Origin of the sequence: Streptomyces sp. H39-C1 (assembly GCF_027158125.1) — a bacterium.
In the GTDB taxonomy this organism is placed as follows: Bacteria; Actinomycetota; Actinomycetes; order Streptomycetales; family Streptomycetaceae; genus Actinacidiphila; species Actinacidiphila fildesensis.
Genome location: NZ_JAPVLS010000007.1, coordinates 35,182 through 56,172, shown reverse-complemented (window position 1 = coordinate 56,172; position 20,991 = coordinate 35,182). Strand labels below are relative to the sequence as shown.

At 71.2% G+C, this 20,991-nt stretch carries 14 protein-coding genes and 1 riboswitch; of the genes, 4 read left to right on the top strand and 10 right to left on the bottom strand.

The genetic code is table 11. The features are described 5' to 3' along the window. Positions 1-54 precede the first annotated feature (54 nt). The gene (locus tag O3W51_RS06825) at positions 55-2,298 is read right to left on the bottom strand and encodes a hypothetical protein (protein ID WP_269284625.1); all 2,244 of its coding nucleotides are present in this window, start codon (positions 2,296-2,298) and stop codon (positions 55-57) included. A 553-nt stretch (positions 2,299-2,851) separates the two neighbouring features. Beyond that, positions 2,852-3,493 carry an N-acetylmuramoyl-L-alanine amidase gene (locus tag O3W51_RS06820; protein ID WP_138355797.1) on the bottom strand — a complete coding sequence of 214 codons (642 nt, stop codon included), beginning with the start codon at positions 3,491-3,493 and terminating at the stop codon, positions 2,852-2,854. A 380-nt stretch (positions 3,494-3,873) separates the two neighbouring features. On the opposite strand from O3W51_RS06820, the gene O3W51_RS06815 reads away from it, so the two are divergent. Beyond that, the gene (locus O3W51_RS06815) at positions 3,874-5,106 is read left to right on the top strand and encodes an LPXTG cell wall anchor domain-containing protein (protein WP_187144930.1); all 1,233 of its coding nucleotides are present in this window, start codon (positions 3,874-3,876) and stop codon (positions 5,104-5,106) included. A gap of 283 nt (positions 5,107-5,389) precedes the next feature. Next, a riboswitch (cyclic di-AMP (ydaO/yuaA leader) is annotated at positions 5,390-5,526 on the top strand. Positions 5,527-5,538: 12 nt separating this feature from the next. Continuing rightward, complete coding sequence (locus O3W51_RS06810) at positions 5,539-6,558, top strand: M23 family metallopeptidase (RefSeq protein WP_198359246.1); 1,020 nt, start codon at positions 5,539-5,541, stop codon at positions 6,556-6,558. A 220-nt stretch (positions 6,559-6,778) separates the two neighbouring features. Here O3W51_RS06810 and O3W51_RS06805 read toward each other — a convergent pair whose 3' ends face one another. The 8 genes from O3W51_RS06805 to O3W51_RS06770 form a co-directional block, all read right to left on the bottom strand. Continuing rightward, a complete protein-coding gene (locus O3W51_RS06805; RefSeq protein WP_164295135.1) occupies positions 6,779-7,144 on the bottom strand; it encodes a hypothetical protein in 366 nt (121 codons plus the stop codon). Between the two features lie 148 nt (positions 7,145-7,292). After that, the gene (lepB, locus tag O3W51_RS06800; RefSeq protein WP_443048246.1) at positions 7,293-8,138 is read right to left on the bottom strand and encodes a signal peptidase I; all 846 of its coding nucleotides are present in this window, start codon (positions 8,136-8,138) and stop codon (positions 7,293-7,295) included. A 62-nt stretch (positions 8,139-8,200) separates the two neighbouring features. Beyond that, the gene (locus O3W51_RS06795; RefSeq protein WP_269284616.1) at positions 8,201-9,121 is read right to left on the bottom strand and encodes a YDG/SRA domain-containing protein; all 921 of its coding nucleotides are present in this window, start codon (positions 9,119-9,121) and stop codon (positions 8,201-8,203) included. Between the two features lie 41 nt (positions 9,122-9,162). Further along, positions 9,163-10,170: a tetratricopeptide repeat protein gene (locus O3W51_RS06790; RefSeq protein ID WP_164295133.1), complete on the bottom strand. Its 1,008-nt coding sequence runs from the start codon at positions 10,168-10,170 to the stop codon at positions 9,163-9,165. An 81-nt stretch (positions 10,171-10,251) separates the two neighbouring features. Further along, complete coding sequence (locus O3W51_RS06785; protein WP_269284609.1) at positions 10,252-11,742, bottom strand: PrsW family glutamic-type intramembrane protease; 1,491 nt, start codon at positions 11,740-11,742, stop codon at positions 10,252-10,254. 132 nt (positions 11,743-11,874) lie between these two features. Next, positions 11,875-12,765 (bottom strand): tRNA (guanosine(46)-N7)-methyltransferase TrmB, encoded by an 891-nt coding sequence (gene trmB, locus O3W51_RS06780; protein ID WP_244809250.1) that lies wholly within the window; start codon positions 12,763-12,765, stop codon positions 11,875-11,877. Between the two features lie 105 nt (positions 12,766-12,870). After that, entirely contained in the window at positions 12,871-14,118 is a 1,248-nt protein-coding gene (gene lhgO, locus O3W51_RS06775; RefSeq protein ID WP_198359243.1) for an L-2-hydroxyglutarate oxidase, read from the bottom strand. Between the two features lie 349 nt (positions 14,119-14,467). After that, on the bottom strand, positions 14,468-15,883 hold the full coding sequence (locus O3W51_RS06770; RefSeq protein ID WP_138355779.1) for an MFS transporter: 1,416 nt from the start codon (positions 15,881-15,883) through the stop codon (positions 14,468-14,470). A 1,300-nt stretch (positions 15,884-17,183) separates the two neighbouring features. Here O3W51_RS06770 and O3W51_RS06765 point away from each other — a divergent pair. Further along, positions 17,184-19,544, top strand: a complete 2,361-nt coding sequence (locus O3W51_RS06765) for an asparagine synthase-related protein (protein ID WP_244809248.1) — start codon at positions 17,184-17,186, stop codon at positions 19,542-19,544. A gap of 158 nt (positions 19,545-19,702) precedes the next feature. Continuing rightward, positions 19,703-20,923 carry a DNA polymerase III subunit delta' gene (locus O3W51_RS06760; RefSeq protein ID WP_138355778.1) on the top strand — a complete coding sequence of 407 codons (1,221 nt, stop codon included), beginning with the start codon at positions 19,703-19,705 and terminating at the stop codon, positions 20,921-20,923. Positions 20,924-20,991: the final 68 nt, after the last annotated feature.

Here is a 20,991-nt window from a genome sequence, read left to right as displayed (position 1 = left end):
CTGTGCTGCTCAGCTGTGGTGCGAAGCCGTCGCCGAGCAGGCGCCGAGCCGGCGCTAGCGCCGTGCTGCCCTGGTGTTCTTGCGGTGCTGCTTCTGCTTGCCGGTGTCACCGGGGCCGTACGGAACCGGGTCGGTCGCACCCGTCGGCACGGGCAGTGCCTGTGCCGGGGCCTTCGCCTTGGCGACCTGGGCACTCTGCGCGGCCTTGGCCGGCGTCGCGGTGACGACGGCGGGTGTGACGGCGGCGGTGAGTTTGAGCGTCACCGAGCTCTGCAGCGATCCAGGGGCCACCCAGCCGGACAGCTGTCCGGCGTAGGCGCCGCCGAAGGCCGTGGTGCCGATGAGCTGTGCCTGGCGGGTGCCGACGGGCATGCTCGCGGTCGACTGAAGGCCGCTCGGCCCGGTGACGGTGACGGTGTCACCGATCCGGTAGGCGGTGACCTTGTTGGCCTTGACGGCCGTGTCCCAGGCGGCGCGCCTGGCCAGCTCGGCGGAGATGTCGGCCATCCGCAGGTTCACGATGGGCGTGCTGGCGGCGTACAGGTTCTTGTAGTCGCCGAGGATCTTCTCCATGACCGGATAGGCGATCCGGTCCTCGGCGAAGTTCGACTGGTGCACGTAGTGCGGCCGCGGGTTGTTGGACAGCACGTGCCCGAGGTCCGTCCGCGCCTCCAGCGGAACGATGTACGAGGCGTAGCCGGTCGCCGTGTCCAGCGGCGTGTCCAGGCAGGTGGACGTCGCGGAGCCCTCGCAGATGCCGCTGCCGCCGTCGGCCGCCCTGGTGTAGATCCAGTTGTACTCGTCGACCTCTTCGCTCGCCTTGCCCGCGTTGTAGAAGACGTTCATCGGGAAGCGCGGCACCGTCAGTGCCGGTCCGACCTTGCGCTGCTGCGGGTCGCGCGAGTTGTCGCTGCCCAGCACCGTCACCCCGGTCGCGCTCAGCGACGTGGCGAGGTTCGGGTTGTCGAGCGGCTGCTGCGGCAGGATCTTCAGGCCGGAGTGCTCACCGGTGAGCAGCTCCTGCTTGTTGACGGTGAGGCCGTGCTGCGTGGCCCAGGTCGTGTTGTCCTTGATCTGCGCGGTGATGTCCGCCTTGGAGGTCCACACCACCGCGCCGGTGGCGGTCGTCGAGCACTTCCACGGCACCACGGAGACGTCCTGGACGCAGCCGAGGTACGGGTGGGTGTAGGTGTGGTTGACCCAGCGGTAGGCGTTCTTGTCGGCGATGAGCTGCGTCGCGAGCGGGTCCGTCCCGCCGTGCTCCGCCTTGTAGCCCTCGCTGCCGCCGCCGTTGTACATCAGGTCCGGCGTGAAGCCGTTCGCCGCCGACCACTGCTTGAGGTACGTGGCGTCCGCGGGCGTCATCCGGATGGGGTCCGGGTCCGACTGGTCGGTGCCGACCGCGCAGTCCACGTCGCCCGGGGTGCAGTTGAGCGTGGGGTTCCAGCGGTCGTCGCCGAGGAGTACGTCGTCCATGTGCAGGGCGAAGTAGTTCCGGTCGGCGCCGAGGTGGATGCCCTGGGTCATCCACTCGACCATGCCGCGGGCGAGCAGCCGGAACTGCTGCTGGTACTGGTTGTAGACGAACGTCACGACCAGTTCGCGCCGGCCGTCGTGGCTGTACTCCCCGACGAGCGAACCGCGGGCGGTGCTTCCCTGGATCGGCGCGTCCACGTAACTGGTGAACGTGGCTCCGGCGGCCTGGGTCGCGAGCGGCGTGGCGAGGAAGGCGTAACTCTCGCCGACGGTGGGTGAGTTGTCCTCGAAGGGAACGTTCCCCTTGAGGTAGCCGAACGGCCCGGCGGTGGCGGTCGCCGCGGCGGTGACGCCGTCCAGCGAGCCGATGTAGCCGGGGTCCTGCGCGTAGTTCAGCCCGACCTCGGGCCGGGCGTAGGTGTACGCGTCGACCTGCGGGATGCCGAAGGCCGTCTCGTACGCGGCCAGTGCCGCCATCTCGGCGGATCCGGCGCCGAACGGGTTGTCGTTCGGCAGGACGACGGCCTGGAACTTGGCGCGCGGCCGTCCGCTGACCGTGTCGCTCAGATAGGCCGCGGTGATCTGCGGCCGTGCGGCGCTGTTCAGGTCGAGCGTGGTGTACGGCGTGCCCGCGCTGTCGAGTTCGGCGGTGATGGCCTGGGTGGCCGGCCCGCCGTCGTCGACGACGAGCACCCGCAGATCGATCCTGGGTGTGACGGCCGCGGCGGTCGCATCCGCGGAACTCGGGCCGGCTGCGGGCCAAGTGAGGGTGAGCATCGCCGCGGCAGTACACGCGGTGGCAAGGCGGGTCGTTCGACCCATGGATTCCTCCCCCGGGAGGGCACGCCAAGGCAGCCCTCTCAGGCGCCCCCGGCCCTCCCTATTCCAATGAACTGGGTTGCAGTGGGATAGGTGCGACCGTCAGATCTCCCCGTCTTGAGGTCGCCCGTGTCACATCGTGGAGCAAAGGGCAGGGTTTGTGGAGGGGAATCGTGAAGGCGGTGAAAAAGGCACAGCATTGTTCATTTCCGAAAGCGGGTTCTTGGCTCTCGGGGCAGCTGGTGGGGCGGGAGCGAACCGGATGGGGGGATGGGTTTCCGCTGGTTGACGTACGTGTGAGCGAATAGTAATCAGCGGAAATGTTAAAGCAATATCCCGAGGTCGGGGGTATCGGGATGCATAAATGTGCGCGCCGGGAGGCGGCGGGAATTCAGGGATAAGTTACTGTCCAGGATTTGTCTCCGCTGTGTTCTGATTTCGTAACAGCGGGGGGCGGCGGAGTTCTGGACGGAGTTTAGGGCGCGGCGCCGAATCGCGATTGCGGGTGCGGGGTGCGGGGTTCGGGTACGGGTTCGCTGCGCTGCGCTTCGGGGCGTCAGACTCCGTTGACGAGCCGGATGTACCGCACCCAGTCCCAGTTGGGCCCGGGGTCGGTGTGGTCGGTGCCCGGGACCTGGACGTGGCCGATGATGTGGTTGCGGTCCTTGGGGATGCCGTACTTGTCGCAGATCGCGGCGGTGAGCGCGGCGGAGGAGTGGTACATCGCGGCCGTGAAGTACGCCGGCTGGTCCACCCACCCCTCGTGCTCGATGCCGATGCTGCGCGTGTTGTAGTCCCAGTTGCCCGCGTGCCAGGCGATGTCGTGCTCGCGCACGCACTGCCCGATCGATCCGTCCGACGACTTGACGACGTAATGCGCGCTCGCCGCGTGCGCCGGGTCCTGGAAGACCCGGATGGTGTCGGCGTAGGTCTCCTGCGTGACGTGGATGACCACCAGGTTGACCGGGTAGCTCGTGATCCGGTTCGACGCCGTGTAGTTGCTCGTGCTCGCGGGGGACCAGACGGCCGACGGGTAATCGACGGTCGCGGCGTCGGCATGCTTCGAGCCGACGAGGCCTGCTGCCGCCACGGCGCCGAGGGCGAGGCCGCCGCGCAGCAGGGCGCGCCGGGAGGTCGCGGGGCTGCCGGGCGTGCCGGCGCTGCCGGGCGTGCTGGAGGTGCCGGGCCTGCGGTCCATGGAGGCTCCCTGGGACGTCATGGTGAGGTCGGGTGCATGACCATCGGGTGGGGCGTGACCATCGGGTGGGGCGTGACCATCGTGGGCCCCGCGCGCGAACGCTGCCAAGGGGCAGGGGAATTGGCAGTGGTCCAGACCGGTGAAGAGTACGCCGACGTGCCCTTCCGAGGCCGTTCCGCCATCGTTCCCGGCACGTCCTGGACCACTGCTTTCCGCTGTTACACGGAGGTGACGCTTCCCGCATGATCCAGGGATCGGTCGCGTGTGACGATCTCCCTACCGCAAGCCGCAGGGACCGAGCAGGAACGCTGAACGGAACGCCGCGCGGGGCGCAGAATCCAGCTCCACCATCCACGTTCACGTTCCCTGGGGGGATCACCATGTCTGCTCGCACCTTGTCGCGCCGTCCACGCCTCGCCGCCGCCGCTGCTGTCGCCGTGGCCGCCGTCTGCGGTACCGCGCTCATGCCGGCCGCCGCGTACGCCGACGCCCCGGCCACCAAGCCGCTGCACATCGAGTTCGGCACCCCTTCGCCGGCCGGCCCGCTCGCCCGGGGAGGGGCGACCGAGTCCTACACGGTCAGTGCGACGAACAACAACGACAAGGCTGTCGAGTTCAACGCGAACGTCTTCGGCATCCCCAGCGGCGCGAGCCCGCTCGACGGCTCCGAGGTGAAGCTCGCGGTCGTGCCGGTCTCGGCGCCGGCCACGGACATCGAGGTGGGGCGCCAGGACATGGCGATGGTGGTGCACCTCCACCCGCACGGCACGAAGTCCGCCCCCTTCTCGATCCCGGCCAACACCACCTACACCTGGAAGATCACTGTCGGGCTCAATGCCGACTTCCCCGCCAACGACGGAAATCTCACCCTGACCTTCGACACCGGCAACTACGAGGACAATCCCTCGCACTCGATCCCGTCGATCTCCTTCCAGGCCAGCCCCTCGATCAGGATCGGCACGATCAAGGATCACTTCGGCGGCGCCACCAAGGTGTCGGCCGCGAAGTCGGCGGTGTTCTCGCTCGATGTCGTCAACGAGGCGGGCGGTCACTTCAGCAAGCCTCTGCGCACCCAGCTCACCGCGTTCGGCGCCGGCGGCGACCCGGCGCTGGACCTGTTCGTGTGGCTCGAAGGCCGCTGGGTCGAGGTCGCGGCTCCGGACCACGTCAACACGTGGCTGCTGCCCGACATCCCCACCGGCTTCGCCGAGGGGACGTACCACTACAAGCTCATGTTCACGCTGCCCGCGGGCAAAGCCCCCAAGACGGCCAAGGTCCTCGAGCTGAACGCCCAGACCGGGCTGAGCAGCGGCAACACCAGCATCATCGCCGAGACCGACGAGAAGATCACCGTTCTCCCCACGGCCCCGGTCACCACTCCGACCGGCACCCCGTCGGCCACCCCGACCCCGTCGCCGTCCTCGACCACGAACAGCCCCGCCCCGTCGGCCCCGGCCGCCACGGACGCGCCCGTCGTCAACACCAAGGCCTCCCTCGCGCACACCGGTGCCAACGGCAGCAACGGCACCCTCGTCGCCGGCGCGGGCGCCCTGGTCGCCCTGGGCGCGGCCATGGCCTTCATCGGCCTCCGCCGTCGGCGCCAGCAGGGCTGACGCTCCGGTGTGACGCCCCCGTATGACGAGACCCCGGCCGGAATCCTCCGGCCGGGGTCTCGTCGTTCATCACGTTCCGTAGTGGGTCCACCCCACTCCGCATAACAACTGACCCACGCTCACATCACCGTCGTATCACTCCGATCACCCCTCTTCGTCCGATAGCATCCCGTCCGCCCGATTAGTCGCCACTGCCAACTCCTCCTTTCGGCTTGGAAAAGACCCCCGGCTCAATTACCGTTCGATAACGCAGCGCGGTCGTCACTGCCGCCGTAGAGGCGGCACCGTGCGCTTGCCGAATCCCGTCCGCGGGAACCGGGGACCCACTCATTGGGGTGAATCGGGCTGCACTTTGGCCCGTAGGAGACCTTCCTGCTCCGAACCCGTCAGCTAACCCGGTAGGCGAGAAGGAAGGAAAGGAGAGCGCCACCCGTGGCGTCGAACCAGTCTGCCTACGCCCCATCACCCGAGGCTCCGGAAGCCGGGGAATGGGACGAATGGAACCCCACCGCGGAGTCCGTCGCCCCGGATAGGGGCAACAAGCACCGGCTCCCCAAGCCGCGTTCCATAGCCCGTGGTTCGACCGTATTGAGCGTCGCGGCCGTGGCCGCGATGGGCGCGGGCGGAATGGCGGCGGCCGCCGACAAGTCGCCGGTGCCGATCTCGCTCCCGGACCTTTCCGGGCTGCCGGACGCGCCGGACCTTCCGAAGCTCTCCGAGATGCCGGGGATCAGCACCCTCGTGGGCGCGGACGACGCCCCGGTGGCCACGGCATCCACCGCCGCGCCCGGAGCGGCCACGACCTCATGGGCGACGGACGCCGGCGAGGCGCTCCGCACCCGCATCCTCGAACACGTCGCCCAGCAGCGCGACGCGGCGGACCAGGCGGTGCGCGACGCGGCCGCCGGACAGGCGGCGGCAACGGCCGCCAAGGAGGCCGCCGCGCAGAAGGTGCGGGACACGGCCGCCGCGGCGAAGGCGGAGGTCGCCGCCAAGAAGAAGGCCGCGGAGGTCGCCGCCGCGAAGGCCGAGGCTGCCCGCCTCGCCGCACTCGCGGCCTCATACACCAAGCCGGTCGCCTCGTACTCGCTCACCGCGAGCTTCGGGGAGTCCAGCTCCCTCTGGGCCAACACCCACACCGGCCAGGACTTCGCGGCGCCCACCGGTACGCCGGTGTCCGCGATCCACAGCGGCACCATCACCTCGGCCGCCTGGGCGGGCTCGTACGGCTACCGCATCATCCTGACCCTCGATGACGGCACCGAGATCTGGTACTGCCACCTCTCCTCCATGGTGCAGACCTCGGGCAAGGTCACCACGGGCGAGACCATCGGCCGGGTCGGCGCCACCGGCAACGTCACCGGGCCGCACCTCCACATCGAGGTCCGCCCGGGAGCGGGCGACCCGATCGACCCGATGCCGTGGCTGCGCGCCCGCGGCATCGACGTCTGACCGAAGGCGCCGGCAGCGCGGACTGGCCCAACCGCCCAACGGTCCAGCCGCCCAACAGTCCAACCGCCCAACAGTCCAACCGCCCAACGGTCCAACGGTCCAACAGTCCAACAGTCCAACAGTCCAACCGCAAACCCTGACGGCCGTGGTGACCCCCCGCTCCAGGGCCGTCGGCATGTCCGACCGTCCGACCGTCCGACCGTCCGACGAACTCTCGGGCCTATGACAGGTCGACGATGTCCTCCGCGTAGAGCGTCTCCAGGGGCCGCGGACCGATGTACTGCTGGCAGTTGCACGGCCGGGCCTCGTACGAGACGGGCTTCTTCTCGGCATCCCACGCGGTCGGCGTCTGGACCACTTCGTGGCACTTGCCCTGCTTGTCGTGCTTGGCCAGATGGTGCGTGCAGCCGCAGATCGCCTCCGGCGGCCGGTTCGCCGCCTGCAGCGCGCGCTGCTTCTCGCCCTCCGCGGAGATCAGCTCGACCTTCCGCTCATGCCGGGTGCGCATGGCGTGCCGGAACCGATTGCCCCACCAGCCACCGCCCGACAGGACGACCCACGCAATGGCCCACACGTACCAGCCCACGACCGACCGCCCCCATCCTCCGCTTGCACGCTCGCACCTCGTGTGACGTGAAGTTGCATCGTAGTAGCCGCAGCTGCCGCAATCACTGGGGCCGTATACCCCTACTGGCGATCTACCCGTCCGACCGCACGGCCGACTGCACGACCGACTACGCGGCGGAGTCCGCACGGCCGCGTGCCTCGGCCGAGCGCCGCCGCCGCACCCAGAACGCCAGCGGCGCGGTAGCGACGGCCGCGAGAGCTCCCGGCCCCTTGAACGTGTCCGGCACCGGCAGCGTCGCCCAACGGTTCATCGGCCAGGCGACCACGAACGCCCGCCCCACCACGTTCTTGACCGGAACAAAACCGTCACCGGCGCGCTGCCGCTGGTGGTACCGCGAGTCCTGCGAGCCGTTGCGATGGTCCCCCATGACCCACAACTTCCCCTGCGGCACCTTCACCGTTCCCACGGGATCGTCCCCGCACGGCGTCGCCCCGGCGAAGATGTACGGCTCGTCCAACGCCACCCCGTTCACCTTCACCGGCCCGCCGGCGTTGCACTCCACGGTGTCGCCACCCACCGCGATCACCCGCTTGATCAGATCCTTCTCGTCGGCCGACGGCATCAGCCCGATGAAGCTCAACACCCGCTGCGTCTGCCGCTGCACGGCATTCTGATGCTTCACCGGCTGGTCCTTCAGCCAGTCACCCGGGTCGTGGAACACCACGACCTCCCCTCGCTCGGGCTCGGCCCCGAACCACGGCGTCAGCTTGTCCACCAACACCCGGTCGCCCTCCTGCAGCGTGTTCTGCATCGACCCCGAGGGAATCGAGAACGCCTGCACGAAAAACGTCTTGATCCCCAGCGCCAACACCAACGCCACCCCGACCAACAACGGCCACTCCACCCAGGCGGGCCGCCTCCGCTTCACCCGCCGAGCCCTTATGCCTGTCGCGCCCCCGACAGCACCCGTCTCCGCCACCACCGCGCCCCCCCGCTCTTCCTCCGTACACACCGTCGGTTATCCAACGAACGAGGGTTCCCGCGGGCGTTCGACTGTTCCTACGTCACGATGGCTTATCGTCCCTCGTGATGCGCTCGATGGTAGGCGAGGAATTCTTCCGCAATCAGATGGGAAGGGCTCTCACGCAGATAGTCATTTCCCTGCGGGTTTCCGTGGATGACGATCCTGCGGTCGGTCGATATGGTGAGCATCCCCATGTCGAAGAGCACATGATGATTGGGGCAAAGACAGAGGACGTTGCTCGAGATGTCGGGTCCATCATGCGGGCGCCCCAAGGGGCGGATATGCGCCGCCTCCGCGTAGGCGCCTGAGGGAGTGACGAGTCGTGTATCGCACACCTGGCAGGTGTAGTTGTGAATCCGCTTGACGTGGTTGGCGACGGCGGTGCTGCGGATGATCCGCTGGGTGGAGACGCTTGCCCGGCCAGGAGCCAGCGTGCCCGGGGGCGGTGTGCGGGCGATGTTAGTGGCAGCATTCGCATCAGCGGACGTCGTATCGGCGGTGATTGCGCGTAGCCGATAGCGCCAGACGAGGAAGTTGGATTGGCCCCGATCTGACCAGTATTCTTCGACACGAAATAGCCCATCGTAGCGGAGTCCAGATGCGGGCGAGTGCTCCTTATCTCCCCCTTTTCCGCGTATGACTCGAACCGGCGTACCGGAGGATATGCTCGTTACCAACGCGGCGTTGCCGAGCTTAAGTTCTTGGTCGTGAGTGTGGCGATTCGAGCCAGCGGCCCTTCCTCCTTGGCCCGTATAAATAATCTCGTTTCCATAATCTTCGTCGTCTTCGTAGCCTCCGGAGACGACAATGGATTCGGCCCCTCGATCTGCTTTCCCGCATATGCCCGCCTGGTGCGGCCGGTGAACTTTGGCAGCTGCAAGGCTCTTCCGGTTGGCGAACTCGCTTCCCACGGGAACGTTCGGAGGATGGCCGAAGCCGTCGAAGGAACCGGGGTGCAGGCTGTCGGTCACGATTGCTGCCTTCGTCTCTATCGCGGTCGCAGTTCGGCGGGTTAGGCGGTGCCCGGGCGGCCGCAGTGTTCTGCGTACGGGATCTGGGCGCCGCACCAGCACGGGCTTGCGTGGGGTGGGGGCCAGGGGGTGGCGTGGCCGCGGGCGGCCAGGGAGGTGGCGTAGGCCGCGGGGAGGGACGGGGTGGCCGGCGGGAGGGTCTGGGTGCGGGCGTAGGCCTCGTACGTGGGGAGGGTGGCGGTGACGACGCCGAGGAACGGGGCGCCCGTCGCCGAGAGCGCGTGGAGGGCCTGTTCGACGCTGCGCAGGTGCTCGGGGTAGCTGCCGTAGTCGGCGGCGAAGACGGGGTACCGGGTGAGCAGCGCGATGAGTTCGGCCTCGGGCCAGTACAGGACCGCCAGCGGGTAGGGGCGGGACAGGGCGGCCCGGTGGTCGGCGAGTTCGGTGCGGAGGCGTTCGATCTCGCGGCGGACCTCGGCGGGGTCGTCGGAGCCCAGGGACCAGAGGCGTTTGGGGTCGTGCAGCTCGTCGAGGGGGACCGGGGCGCTGTGGACGTAGTCGGCGAGGTGGTCGCGGTCGTCGTGGGACTCACCGAGGAGCCGGCGGACGCGGTGCCGGGTGATGAGGATCCTGCGGGCCTCGTAGGTGACCTCGTCGGGGGTGAGGAAGTGGTCGGTGGCGTCCTCGAACCAGGCGGCGGCGGCCGGCAGGTCGTCGTGGACCTCGAAGGTCTCGCCGATGATCTGCCACGGCGGCAGGCTCGCCGGGGCCTGCGCGCGGACGGTGACGGCGAGCTCGCGGGCCTGCTGCTCGGCGCCGGTGTCCCACAGGGCGGCGGCCTTGAGCGCCTGGACGAGCGCGGGGTCCGAGACGGGGTCCGAGGCGGGGTCGAGAAGTGCATCGTAGAGGGGCAGGGCCTCGGCCGGGCGCTCGGCGAGGATCCACTGCGCGGCGGCGGCGAGAAGCAGCTCCTCGCGGTCGTCGGGTTGCTCGGGGACTTTCCGCAGGAGCCGCTCGGCTTCGGCGGCATATTCGCGCTGCTCGGACATGGTTGGACGCTACTGCGATGTGCCGTCGCAGGCCAGGGTGCGGGTGGGGCGCGGGCCGGGCGCAGGGAAGCGTCGGGTGGGTCAGATGTTCTGACCGCCGTACGGGGGCGGTTGCTGGCCGTAGGGCTGGGGGCGGAGGGGCTGCGGCCCGGGGGACGAGGGTCCGAAGGGCTGGGGCCCGGGTTGCTGCGGGCCGTAGGGCTGCTGTCCGTAGTGCTGGCCGTACTGGCGTTGCGGATACGGCCCGTACGGCGGTTGCTGCCACTGGCCCCAAGCCGGCGGCACCGCCGGGCGGGTCGCCCAGGCGGCGTGGGTGAGGGCGGGCTGGGCGACGTCCTTGCGCTGCCAGAGGTGGTGGAGGAGCTCCTGCTCGCGGGCCACGAAGTGCGGCCCGGCGGTGCCGCGGGCGGCGGCGGCGCGGAGGAAGGCGAGATGGGTCGCGAAGGCGATGTACTCGCGGACGGTGCGGGCCGCCGCGTCGCCGTGCGCGCGGCGGGCGGCGGCACGGGCCACGCTGCGGGCCTTCATCGAGGCGAGCGCGACGGGTTCCGGCGGGGTCAGCCAGCCGGCCATCGCGTAGACCGGCAGCTGGGCGCGGATCAGCCCCAGCTCCTTCGACCTCGACCAGATGGCGAGCCACACCACGAGCGCGAACACCGGGATCATGATCGCGCCGTACATCGCCAGGAAGCCGAGCGGGGCGAGTGACGCCGAGCTGTTCCAGACGCCGTGCAGGAGCATCGCGAGCAGCCAGCCGCCGATCGGGGCGAGCCAGCGCCAGGGGCGGCCGGGCCGGGTCATGGCGGCGATGGCGAAGCCGGTGCCGGTCATCGCGGTGAAGAGCGGATGCGCGAACGGCGTCATCACGACCCGGACGAAGAAGGTCGCCGCGGTGGAGGACTGCAGGCCGGAGGAGCCGTAGGCCTGGTCCTCGCCGAAGGCCGAGCCCAGGTACAGGATGTTCTCGGTGAAGGCGAAGCCGGTCGCGGTGAGGCCGGCCACCACGATGCCGTCGACGATGCTCTCGAAATGCCGGCGCCGGAAGAGGAACAGCAGCAGGATCGCGGCGCCCTTGGCCGTCTCCTCGACGAGCGGGGCGACGAAGGTCGCGCCCCAGGTGTCGGTCTGGGACGGGCTCGCGGTGAAGGTCGTCGCGAGGAGCTCGGTGGCGTACTCGTTCGCCAGTATCGCCACCAGGGTCGCGGCGCACGCGCCCCAGGCGAAGGCGAAGACCAGGTTCTTCCACGGACTCGGCTCGACCCGGTCGAGCCAGATGAACGCCCAGATCAGCACCGGCACCGGCAGGATCGACAGGGCGAGGCCGACGAAGAACCCCTCCGTCCCTATCTGCTGCCGCACCAGCGCGAGGATGATCACGCCGCACAGCGCGAGCAGGGTGAAGAGGGCTCCGGCGCGTACCGCCTTGCTCTCCCAGAAGGCGCGGCGCGGCTTGTAGTGCCACTGTTCCGGAGCGGTCGGGACGGTGGTGAACTCGGGCGCCTTCTGAGCGTGCTCTGGGTACTCGGGGACCGGGTGGTTCGAGGAGTCGGGCGAATGCGAGTACGAGGACACCAGTCGACAGTACGGGGGGATGGAGGGTGTGCGCGATGCCCTTCCCCATACGTCTTCGGCTGCGGCCGGAATCGACCGTTCCGGATTCCGCTTAGGCCGGGGGCGCCTCCCAGCGGCAGCAGGGGGCAAGGCTTAGCGGCGAGTGAACAGCAGGTCGTGGACGATGTGGTCCTTGGCCAGTCCCTGGCGCTCGAACTTGGTCATGGGACGGAAATCGGGGCGCGGGGCGTAGCCGTCGCCGTACTGGTTGGTGAAGTCCGGGCTGCCGGAAAGCACCTCCAGCATCTGTTCCGCATACGGCTCCCAGTCGGTCGCGCAGTGCAGCGTCGCGCCGGGGCGGAGGAGCGGCGCCACCAGGGCCAGGAACTCGGGCTGGATCATCCGGCGCTTGTGGTGCTTGGCCTTGGGCCACGGGTCCGGGAAGTAGATCCGCAGACCCGAGAGGGACTCGGGAGGGAGCATGTCGCGGAGCAGCACGATCGCGTCGCCGTTGGCGACCCGGACGTTCGTCAGGCCGTACTGGTCGGCCAGATTGAGCAGATTACCCTGGCCGGGGGTGTGCACGTCGACGGCCAGAATGCCGGTGGCCGGGTCGTCGGCGGCCATCCGCGCGGTGGCGTCACCCATCCCGAAACCGATCTCCAGGACGATGGGCAGGCCCGGGTCCCCGAAGAGCTTGGCCAGGTCGAGGGGGGAGCCGTCGAGCTCCACGCCCCACTCCGCCCAGTGCCGCTCCAGCGCGCCGGCCTGCGCGTCGGTCACCCGGCCGCGGCGGGCGTGGAACGTCCGGATGCGGTGCTCCTCACGCGAGCCCGCCGGGTCCGGAGCCGGACCGTCGGGGAACTTCGCGGGCCGGGCGGCGGGGCGGCCGGCGGAACGCTCGGAGGCCGGTGCTGCGGCCGGGGCCGGGGCCGCGGGCTCAGCGGCCGTTGCCGGTATGGCCACGACGACGGGCTCGGCGTGCGCGGCAGGAACCAGGGACTCGGCCGCGGGGGTGCTGGGGGGCGTGGGTGAACTAGACACGATGGGCCCAATTCTACGGGCGGGTGGAAGCACCCCCGCCCGGCCGGCGGCGGGGCCGGTCGTCAGCCCCCGGCCCGGCCCCTCCGCCCGCGAGCCCGGACCCGGCTACGCCGTCTGCAGGGTGGCCAGTGCCGACAGGGCCCGGCGGGCCACTTCGCGCCCGATCGGGAGGGACGCCGTCGCGGCCGGCGAGGGCGCGTTGAGGACGTGGACGAAGGGGCCGGAGCCGCCGAACAGGAAGTCGTCGACGAGGGTGCCGTCACGGAGCACCGCCTGGGCGCGGACGCCGGCGGGCGCCGGTATCAGGTCGGACGTGCGGAGCGCGGGCAGCAGGCGCTGCGCGGCGGCGGTGAAGGCGCGTTTGGACAGCGAGCGGTGGATCTCGCCGATCTCGTACCGCCAGTGGCGGCGGGCGATCCGCCACGTGCCGGGGTAGCCGGCGACCTCCGCCATGTCCCGGGCGCGGAACGTGCGGCGGTGGTAGCCCTCGCGGGCCATCGCCGGGACCGCGTTGGGGCCGAGGTGCACCCCGCCGTGCACGTCCCGGGTGAGGTGGACGCCGAGGAAGGGGAAGGCCGGGTCGGGGACCGGGTAGACCAGGCCGCGGACCAGGCCGGTACGGGACGGCTTCAGCTCGTAGTACTCGCCGCGGAAGGGGACGATGCGCATCCCGGGCTCGTCGCCCGCGAGGCGGGCCACACGGTCGCAGTGCAGGCCCGCGCAGTTCACGAGGGTCTTCGTACGGATCTCACCGGTGGTGGACTCGACGACGATCCCGGCGCCGTCCGGCCCGGAGCCGCGGGTGCGGGTGATCGAGCGGACCTCGGCGCCGTACTGGATCCTGGCGCCCGCGTCGGTGGCGAGCCGGGCCATGGTCGCGGCCACCGCGCCGTAGTCGCAGATGCCGGTGGAGCCGACGTGGATGGCGGCCAGGCCGGCCGCCTGCGGTTCGTACTCCTGGATCTGGGCGGGGCCCAGCTCGCGCACCGAGATGCCGTGCTCCCGGCCGCGCTGGACCAGAGCATGCAGCCGGGGCAGCTCGTCCCGCTCCGTCGCGACGATGAGCTTGCCGGTGATCTCGTGCGCGATGTCGTGCTCCGCGCAGAACTTCGCCATCTCGGCGGAGCCCTGGAGGGCGTAGCGCGCCTTGAGCGACCCCGGGGGGTAGTAGATCCCGCTGTGGATCACTCCGCTGTTGCGGCCGGTCTGGTGCCGGGCCGGGCCGGGCTCCTTCTCCAGGACCGTCACCCGCGTGCCCGGTGCCGCACGGGTCAGCGCGTAGGCCGTGGACAGGCCGACGATGCCCGCCCCGATGACGACGACATCGTTCACATCATCGGCGTACGGTCCCATGCCACCTCCCCGGCTCCGCGCTTCTGACCGGACGGCCAGTCGCCCCCATCATGGGCCCCCATCATGAGTCCCCTTCATGAAGCCCCCGCCATGACGCCATGAAGTCCTCGACCTGAAGACATCCCCATCATGAACTGGCCCACTGACAATCGTCGCAAACCCTTGCGGGGCAAGGTGTGCGACCCGTGGACGCAGTCCGTGGACCGCACAGGCGGTCCACGGGCGGCTCACGGGTTCGTGAGTTCCCGAACTCACGACGTCTACTGCTACAGCTACAGCTACAGCTACGGCTACAGCTACGACCAGGGCGACAACATCGGTTACGGCTTCGGTTGTGCCTAGGGCGGCATCACGCCGGCGCCGCCAGCAGCGGCCTGGCCCGTTCCCGCAGCTCGACGACCCGCGGTTCGTTGCCGTACGGCTCCAGCCGGTGCAGCAGATCACGGACGTACTCCGTGGTGCGCGCGGACGAGATGCGGCCGGCGACCTCGACCGCCTTGGTCCCCGCGGCGCAGGCGGCGTCCAGGTTCCCCGACTCGAGTTCGGCGACGGCGGACACGACGAGGCGCAGTCCGTGCGAGCGGACGTACTCCTCCGTGGGCCGGGCCAGCGCCTGTTCGGTGAACCGCTGCACCTGGCGGGGTACCCGCAGGTCGCGGTAGCACTCGGCGGCGTCGGCGGCGAGCCGGTCGTAGGAGTAGAAGCCGAGCCAGGCGGGATCGGCGTCGCCGTCCCGGGAGCGCTCCAGCCAGGACTCGGCCGCCGCGAGGGACGTGGCGCACGCGGCGGCTTCGCCGGCCTTGGCGTGGGCGCGGGCCTCGACGAGCTGGAAGAAGCTCATCGTGCGGGCGGTGGCCAGACCGCGGTTGCGTTCCAGGGCGGCCTGCGCGAGGTCGACGCCCTCGTCGGCGAAGTTCCGGTACGTGGCCTGCAGGGACATCGACGCCAGGACGTAGCCGCCCAGGGGGACGTCGGCCGCCGCGCGGGCCAGCCGCAGGGCCTGGATGTAGTAGCGCTGCGCGGCCTCCTGCTGGCCGGTGTCGAAGGCCATCCAGCCGGCGAGCCGGGTGAGTTCCGCGGTGGCACCGAAGAGCGAGCGGCCGACCTCGTCGCTGTACGAGCCGAGCAGCAGCGGTGCCGCCTCGACCCGCAGGCATTCGGGGACCATGCCGGAGCGCCAGTCGCCGCCGCCGTACTTCGAGTCCCAGCGGCGGGCGTCGTCCGCGGCCTCGCGCAGCTTCGCCACGTCCGAGTGCCCGACGTGGGCGGTGCCGGGCGCGGCGGCGTCGCGCGCGACCAGGGCGTCGGCGGGGGTGATCAGCCAGCGCGAGGCGGGGGTCACGTACGCGCTGACCGCGAAGGAGCCCGCCAGGCTCTGCCAGATGCCGGCACCGCCGGGGCCGCGGCGGCCGGCCAGGTCGAGCCGCCACAGGTCGGTGGCGGACTTCACCGCCTCGCCGACGTCGCGCGGGAAGGCGAGCCCGACCTCGGGCGCCGGATCGGCGTCCGCGAGCCCGATCTCGTGCAGCGGGACGGGACGGCCGAGCTTGCTGCCTATGGCCGCGGCGATGAGGTGCGGTGCGGCGCCCTGCGGCACCATGCCCTTGCTGACCCAGCGGGCCACCGAGGTCTTGTCGTAGCGGAGGGTCAGGCCCCGTTGCGCGCCCAGGTCGTTGACCCGGCGGGCGAGGCCCGCGTTACTGATGGCGGCCAGGGCGAGAAGGGTGCCGAGCTTTTCGTTCGGCCCGCGATGTTCCTTGTTCACTGCGGTTCACCTCGCGATGCCGCTGGGGGCAGGCCGGACGGCCTGGTTGTCTCTCGGGGGGTCGGTGCAGACGGGAGCCCGGGTGAGAACCCGGTTCGGTACTCGGTCCGGTCCCGGGTTCGGTACTCGGTCCGGTCCCCGGTTGGGTACTCGTTTCGGTCCCCGGTTCGGCACCCAGATAGGGGACCGAGGGGGGATGCGGGCGAGAACTCGGGCGAGAACGGGGGGCGGCGGAAGCTGCCTCCCGGGAGAGCACAGCATGGCCACTCCTCGTCGGACGCACCGGCCGTACCGGGCGCACCGGGCGCGACGGCCGTTCCCGGCGAGCCGGTCGGGCCGGACGGGCGGGTCGCTCTGATCGGGCCGGATGAGCCTGGGGCATCGGATGAGCCGGAAATGCCAGGTGCACCGGATGAGCCGGGTGGGCGAAGTGCACCGGGTGGGCCGGGCGAGCCGGAAGGGCCCGGTGGTCCTGAGGCATCGGGTAAGCCGGGGGTATCGGCGGGGCCGGGGACGCCGGCCGGGCCGGGGATGCCGGTGGGGCCGGGAACAGCAGCCGGGCCGGGAGTGTCGGACGCGCCGGGGATGCCGGACGCGCCGGTCCGTCCGGACACACGAGGGCCGCGCACGTGGACCACGCTCTTGCCACCCCCTCGACACAAAGAACGGCCGCCCCAGCCCCCTTGTAGAGGCTGTGATGTCTGTGGAGCCCGATTCGGCCAATGTCGAGGACAAACCGGGCCCCGAGATGCCGGGGCGTTCGCTACTCGGGTACACCCAGCGTAGTTCGCCGCATCCCGACCGTTAAGAGGCCTGTCCCGGATGGCGAGATTGCAGCCCCCAAAAAGTGCCCGTGCTCCCGGTATATGTGGCTGTGCGCCCGCCCGTGCGCTCTTTGCCGTCCTGATCAGGAGCGCTTCCATGGACGGGTGGGTCGGCCCGTGGCCTCGACAAGCGGCAATGGCAAGAGACGGCGGGCCAGGGGGCTCCGCCGCCACAATCCCCGCGGGCGGCGGACCGGTCCGGGAGGCGTGCGGACGCCTCCCGGACTGTTGTTTTTATGCGGCGTATGTCCCGTATATGAGCCCGTTCGACCACGCATCCGGCGACCGGCATATCAACTCCGGCATGTGCCAGCCACTTTGGCGTGAAACCGACGTTTGGCTTCACGCGGACGACCCGGCGCTCCTCCCTGCGCCCATGCGCCTCCTTGTGCGCCGTGCCATGGCAGCATGTTCCTCAGGCGGAGCGGCAGTTCGCATGCCGCACAGCCAGTGGTCCACAGCCTGTGGAGGCGGCGATGCGGTGGTTGGTGGGGTGGAGCAGTGCCGCCGCGGGGTCACTCCCGGGCACTAAGGCCCGTACGGTCCTCCCGGTTGGCGCGCAACTTCTGTGGGGCGACCCGGATCCGCTGTGGGCGGTCGGTGACTGGCGTGCTGACGAAGTCCGCGTGATCCACGCCGACCCGGCCGGCGCCTCCTACCAGGGCGGCAGCAGCTATTCCGGTTCGGGATCCAGCTCGGGTTCCGGGTCCGGGTCCGGTTCCGGCGCGGCCTACGGGAGCGGGTACGGCAGCGGCTCCGGAAGCTACGGGGACGGGAACAACGGGTACGGGAACAACGGCTACAGCGGCAACAGCAGCCGCGGAGCCTCCAGTTACCAGAGCGCCAACGGCTACGGCGACAGCAACGGCAGTACCTACGGCGGCGGTCACGGCAGCGGCTACGGCAGCAGCCACCCCGCCATCGCCCGGATCGCCATCCTCGGCCGCTGCCACGCGAGCGACGCCCAGCTGCGCGTCGGCCTCTTCGCCGCCCGCGGGGGCGCCCTGCGCCACCTCACCGCATGGCCCGGCAGCTACACCGCCGTACTCCAACTCGGGCGCCGCATCACGATCCTGGGCGATCTCGCCGGCGCCCGGCCGGTCTTCCACACCCGCTGGGCGGGCGGTACGGCCTTCGCGACGGCCGCTCTCCCGCTCGCGGACCTCACCGAGGCGGGGCTGGACGTCACCCACCTCGCCGCCACCCTCGCCTGCCCGGACTCGCCCGAGGCACTCGGCGACGGGACGCCGTACATCGGCGTCCGGCGGGTGCCGCCGGGCCACGCCCTCATCCTGCGCGACGGCGTCCCCGAGATCAGCGGCTACGAGGCGACCGCGTCGCTCGCCGTCGGCAACCAGACCTCCGCCTCCGACACCGAGGCGGCGATCACCGGGGTCCGCGACGCCCTCGTCGACGCCGTACGGGCCCGGCTCGCCCAGCCGCGCTTCATCCCCGAGGCCGGCGAGGCACCGTCCCCCGGCATCGGCGCGGACCTGTCCGGAGGCAGCGCCTCCGCCACTCTCGCGCTGCTCGCCGCCGGACTGCCCGGCATGCCCGGCACCCCGCTCGGCCACGGGTCCTCGGCCGGGCAGCGGCTGCTGGCCGTCACCTTCAACGATCTGGCGGGCGGCGGACTGCAGTCCCGCGACGCCGAACTCGAACGGGCCAGGGCCATGGCCGCCGACCCCCGGCTGCACCACGTAGTGGTGCCGGGCGGCACCGAGGCGCTCCCGTACGCCGACCTCGGCTCGGGCCCGCTCACCGACGAGCCAGGACCGTCCCTCATCACCGCGGAACGGCACCGCCGCCGGCTCGCCGCGGGCGGCGCCGACCACCTCGTGGGGCACGGCGCCCGCCAGGTCCTCGACGCGCACCCGGCACGCCTCGCCGACCTGCTCCTGGACCGGCACCGCCGGCACATGCTGCGTCCGGTGGCCGCGCTCGCCACGGCGGACGGCCCGACCGGCCGCTCCGTCCTCGTCCCCTTCACCGTCTACCGCGCCGCCCGGCGGCTGGCCCGTACGCCTTACCAGCAGGGCGTGCAGGACGCCGCGGCCCGGCTGTTGCGGCGCGACTTCGGCTACGGCTCCGGCTCGTCCGCGGCCTCCGGCAACGGCTTCGGTCCCGGCTCGAGCTCCGGTGACACAGGTCCTGGCGCCGCGCTCAACGCTTCCCTCGCCGCGCTGGCCTGGGTGCGGCCGGGCCCGGCCGCCCGCTGGCTCACCGGCGAGGCCCTCGCCGAAGTATCGGTTCGCCTCCAGGAGGCGGCCGCCCGGCCCGGACCGGTGGAACGTCCGGGCGACCGGCGCGCGCGGGCCGCGCTGGCCCGGCACGCCGCCGACCACCGCGTCTTCGAGCAGGCCGTCGAGGTGCGCAGCCAGCGGCTGCACGCCCCGTTCCTCGACAACCAGGTCGTCCGCGCCTGCCGGGCGCTGCCCGAGGCGCTGCGCGTGCAGCCCGGGGCGCGGGTCTCGGTGCTGCGGGCGGTCCTGGCCGGCTCCGGGATCCGGGAGCTGCCGCCGGGCTGGGGCGCCAACTCCCATGTCTCGACCGCCGCCGCGTTCCGCACCGGGCTGCGGTCCTCCGTCGACGACCTCATCGAGCTGTTCGACACACCGCTGCTCGCCGACGCCGGGCTCGTCGAGGCCCGCGTCGTCCGCCAGGCCCTGCGGGCCGCCGCCGACGGGGAGGCGCTCCCGCTGGACGGGCTCGGCGAGCTCGTCGCGACGGAGGTCTGGCTCCGCCGGCTGCTGGCCCGCCGCGGATCCTGCTGGACCGGGGCGGACGCTCCGGAGCAGCGCGCTGTGGCGGGCGGGGTGCGCCGGCTCACGATGTGAGCGGTAGGGCGGTTACACGATGTGAGCGGTAGGGCGGTCAGGGGTCGGCCGATGGGAGGCGATCCGTTGTCAGTGCGATGCCCGACAATGGTGTGCAGGTCCGATGGCATGCGATGGCAACGGGCGATGGAGCGAACGGCGACCGCAGAGGACTCGTAATGGCGGTGTGGGACGACCTGGTCGGCCAGGACGCGGTGACGGCGCAGCTGTCCGCGGCCGCGCGGGATGCCGATGCCCTGGTGACGGCCACGTCGGCGGGCGCGAAGGGCGCGGCGCTGCCGACCGCGTCCAAGATGACGCACGCCTGGCTGTTCACCGGCCCGCCCGGCTCCGGCCGCTCCACCGCGGCCCGCGCCTTCGCGGCGGCCCTGCAGTGCACGAGCCCGGACCGGGCGCTGGGCGGGGTACCGGGCTGCGGGTTCTGCGACGGCTGCCACACGACGCTGATCGGGACGCACGCGGACGTCGAGATCGTCCGGACGGATCTGCTGTCGATCGGCGTGAAGGACACCCGTGACCTGGTGCGGCGGGCCGCCATGTCGCCGGCGGGCGGCCGGTGGCAGGTGATCGTCCTGGAGGACGCCGACCGCCTCACCGAAGGTGCGGGGAACGTGCTGCTGAAGGCGGTCGAGGAGCCCGCGCCCCGGACCGTCTGGCTGCTGTGCGCGCCCTCGGTCGAGGACGCGCTGCCGACCATCCGCTCCCGGTGCCGGCTGCTGAGCCTGCGGACCCCGTCCGTGGAAGCGGTCGCCGACGTCCTGGTGCGGCGGGACGGGATCGACCCCGAGCTGGCCGCGACGGTCGCCAGGGCGACGCAGGGCCACATCGGCCGGGCCCGCCGGCTCGCCACCGACGAGCAGGCGCGGGCGCGGCGGGCGACCGTGCTGCGGGTACCGCTGCGGGTGGACGACGTGGGCGGGTGTCTGAAGGCCGCGCAGGAACTGGTGGACGCGGCCTCGGACGACGCCAAGCAGGTCGCCGTGGACGTGGACGGCAAGGAGACCGAGGAGCTGCGGGCCGCGCTCGGGGCGTCGGCGGGCGCCGGCAGCCGGATGCCGCGCGGCACGGCGGGCGCCATGAAGGACCTGGCTGACCGCCAGAAGCGCCGATCGACCCGTACCCAGCGGGACACGCTCGACCTGGCCCTCATCGACCTGGCCGGCTTCTACCGGGACGTGCTCGCGGTGCAGGTCGGCTCGAAGGTCGGCATCGCGAACGTCGAGGCGCGCGACGCGATCGAGCGCATCGCGGCGTCCTCCCGTCCGGAGAACTCGCTGCGCCGGATCGAGTCGATCCTGGCCTGCAGGCAGGCACTGGAACGGAACGTCGCGCCGCTGCTGGCGGTGGAGGCGATGACGCTGTCGCTGCGGGCGGGCTGACGGGGGCGGGCCGACGGGGCTTTCGCCCTCCTCGGCCCGCTGTCGTCACCTCGGCGTCTTTGGTGCCT

What these genes read in the sequence shown, in the direction of transcription:
- O3W51_RS06815 (WP_187144930.1), top strand. Translation starts at nt 3,874, where the DNA reads ATGTCTGCTCGCACCTTGTCGCGCCGTCCACGCCTCGCCGCCGCCGCT.
- O3W51_RS06790 (WP_164295133.1), bottom strand. Translation starts at nt 10,170, where the DNA reads ATGTCCGAGCAGCGCGAATATGCCGCCGAAGCCGAGCGGCTCCTGCGG.
- lhgO (WP_198359243.1), bottom strand. Translation starts at nt 14,118, where the DNA reads ATGGGACCGTACGCCGATGATGTGAACGATGTCGTCGTCATCGGGGCG.
- O3W51_RS06820 (WP_138355797.1), bottom strand. Translation starts at nt 3,493, where the DNA reads ATGGACCGCAGGCCCGGCACCTCCAGCACGCCCGGCAGCGCCGGCACG.
- O3W51_RS06765 (WP_244809248.1), top strand. Translation starts at nt 17,184, where the DNA reads ATGCGGTGGTTGGTGGGGTGGAGCAGTGCCGCCGCGGGGTCACTCCCG.
- O3W51_RS06825 (WP_269284625.1), bottom strand. Translation starts at nt 2,298, where the DNA reads ATGGGTCGAACGACCCGCCTTGCCACCGCGTGTACTGCCGCGGCGATG.
- O3W51_RS06760 (WP_138355778.1), top strand. Translation starts at nt 19,703, where the DNA reads ATGGCGGTGTGGGACGACCTGGTCGGCCAGGACGCGGTGACGGCGCAG.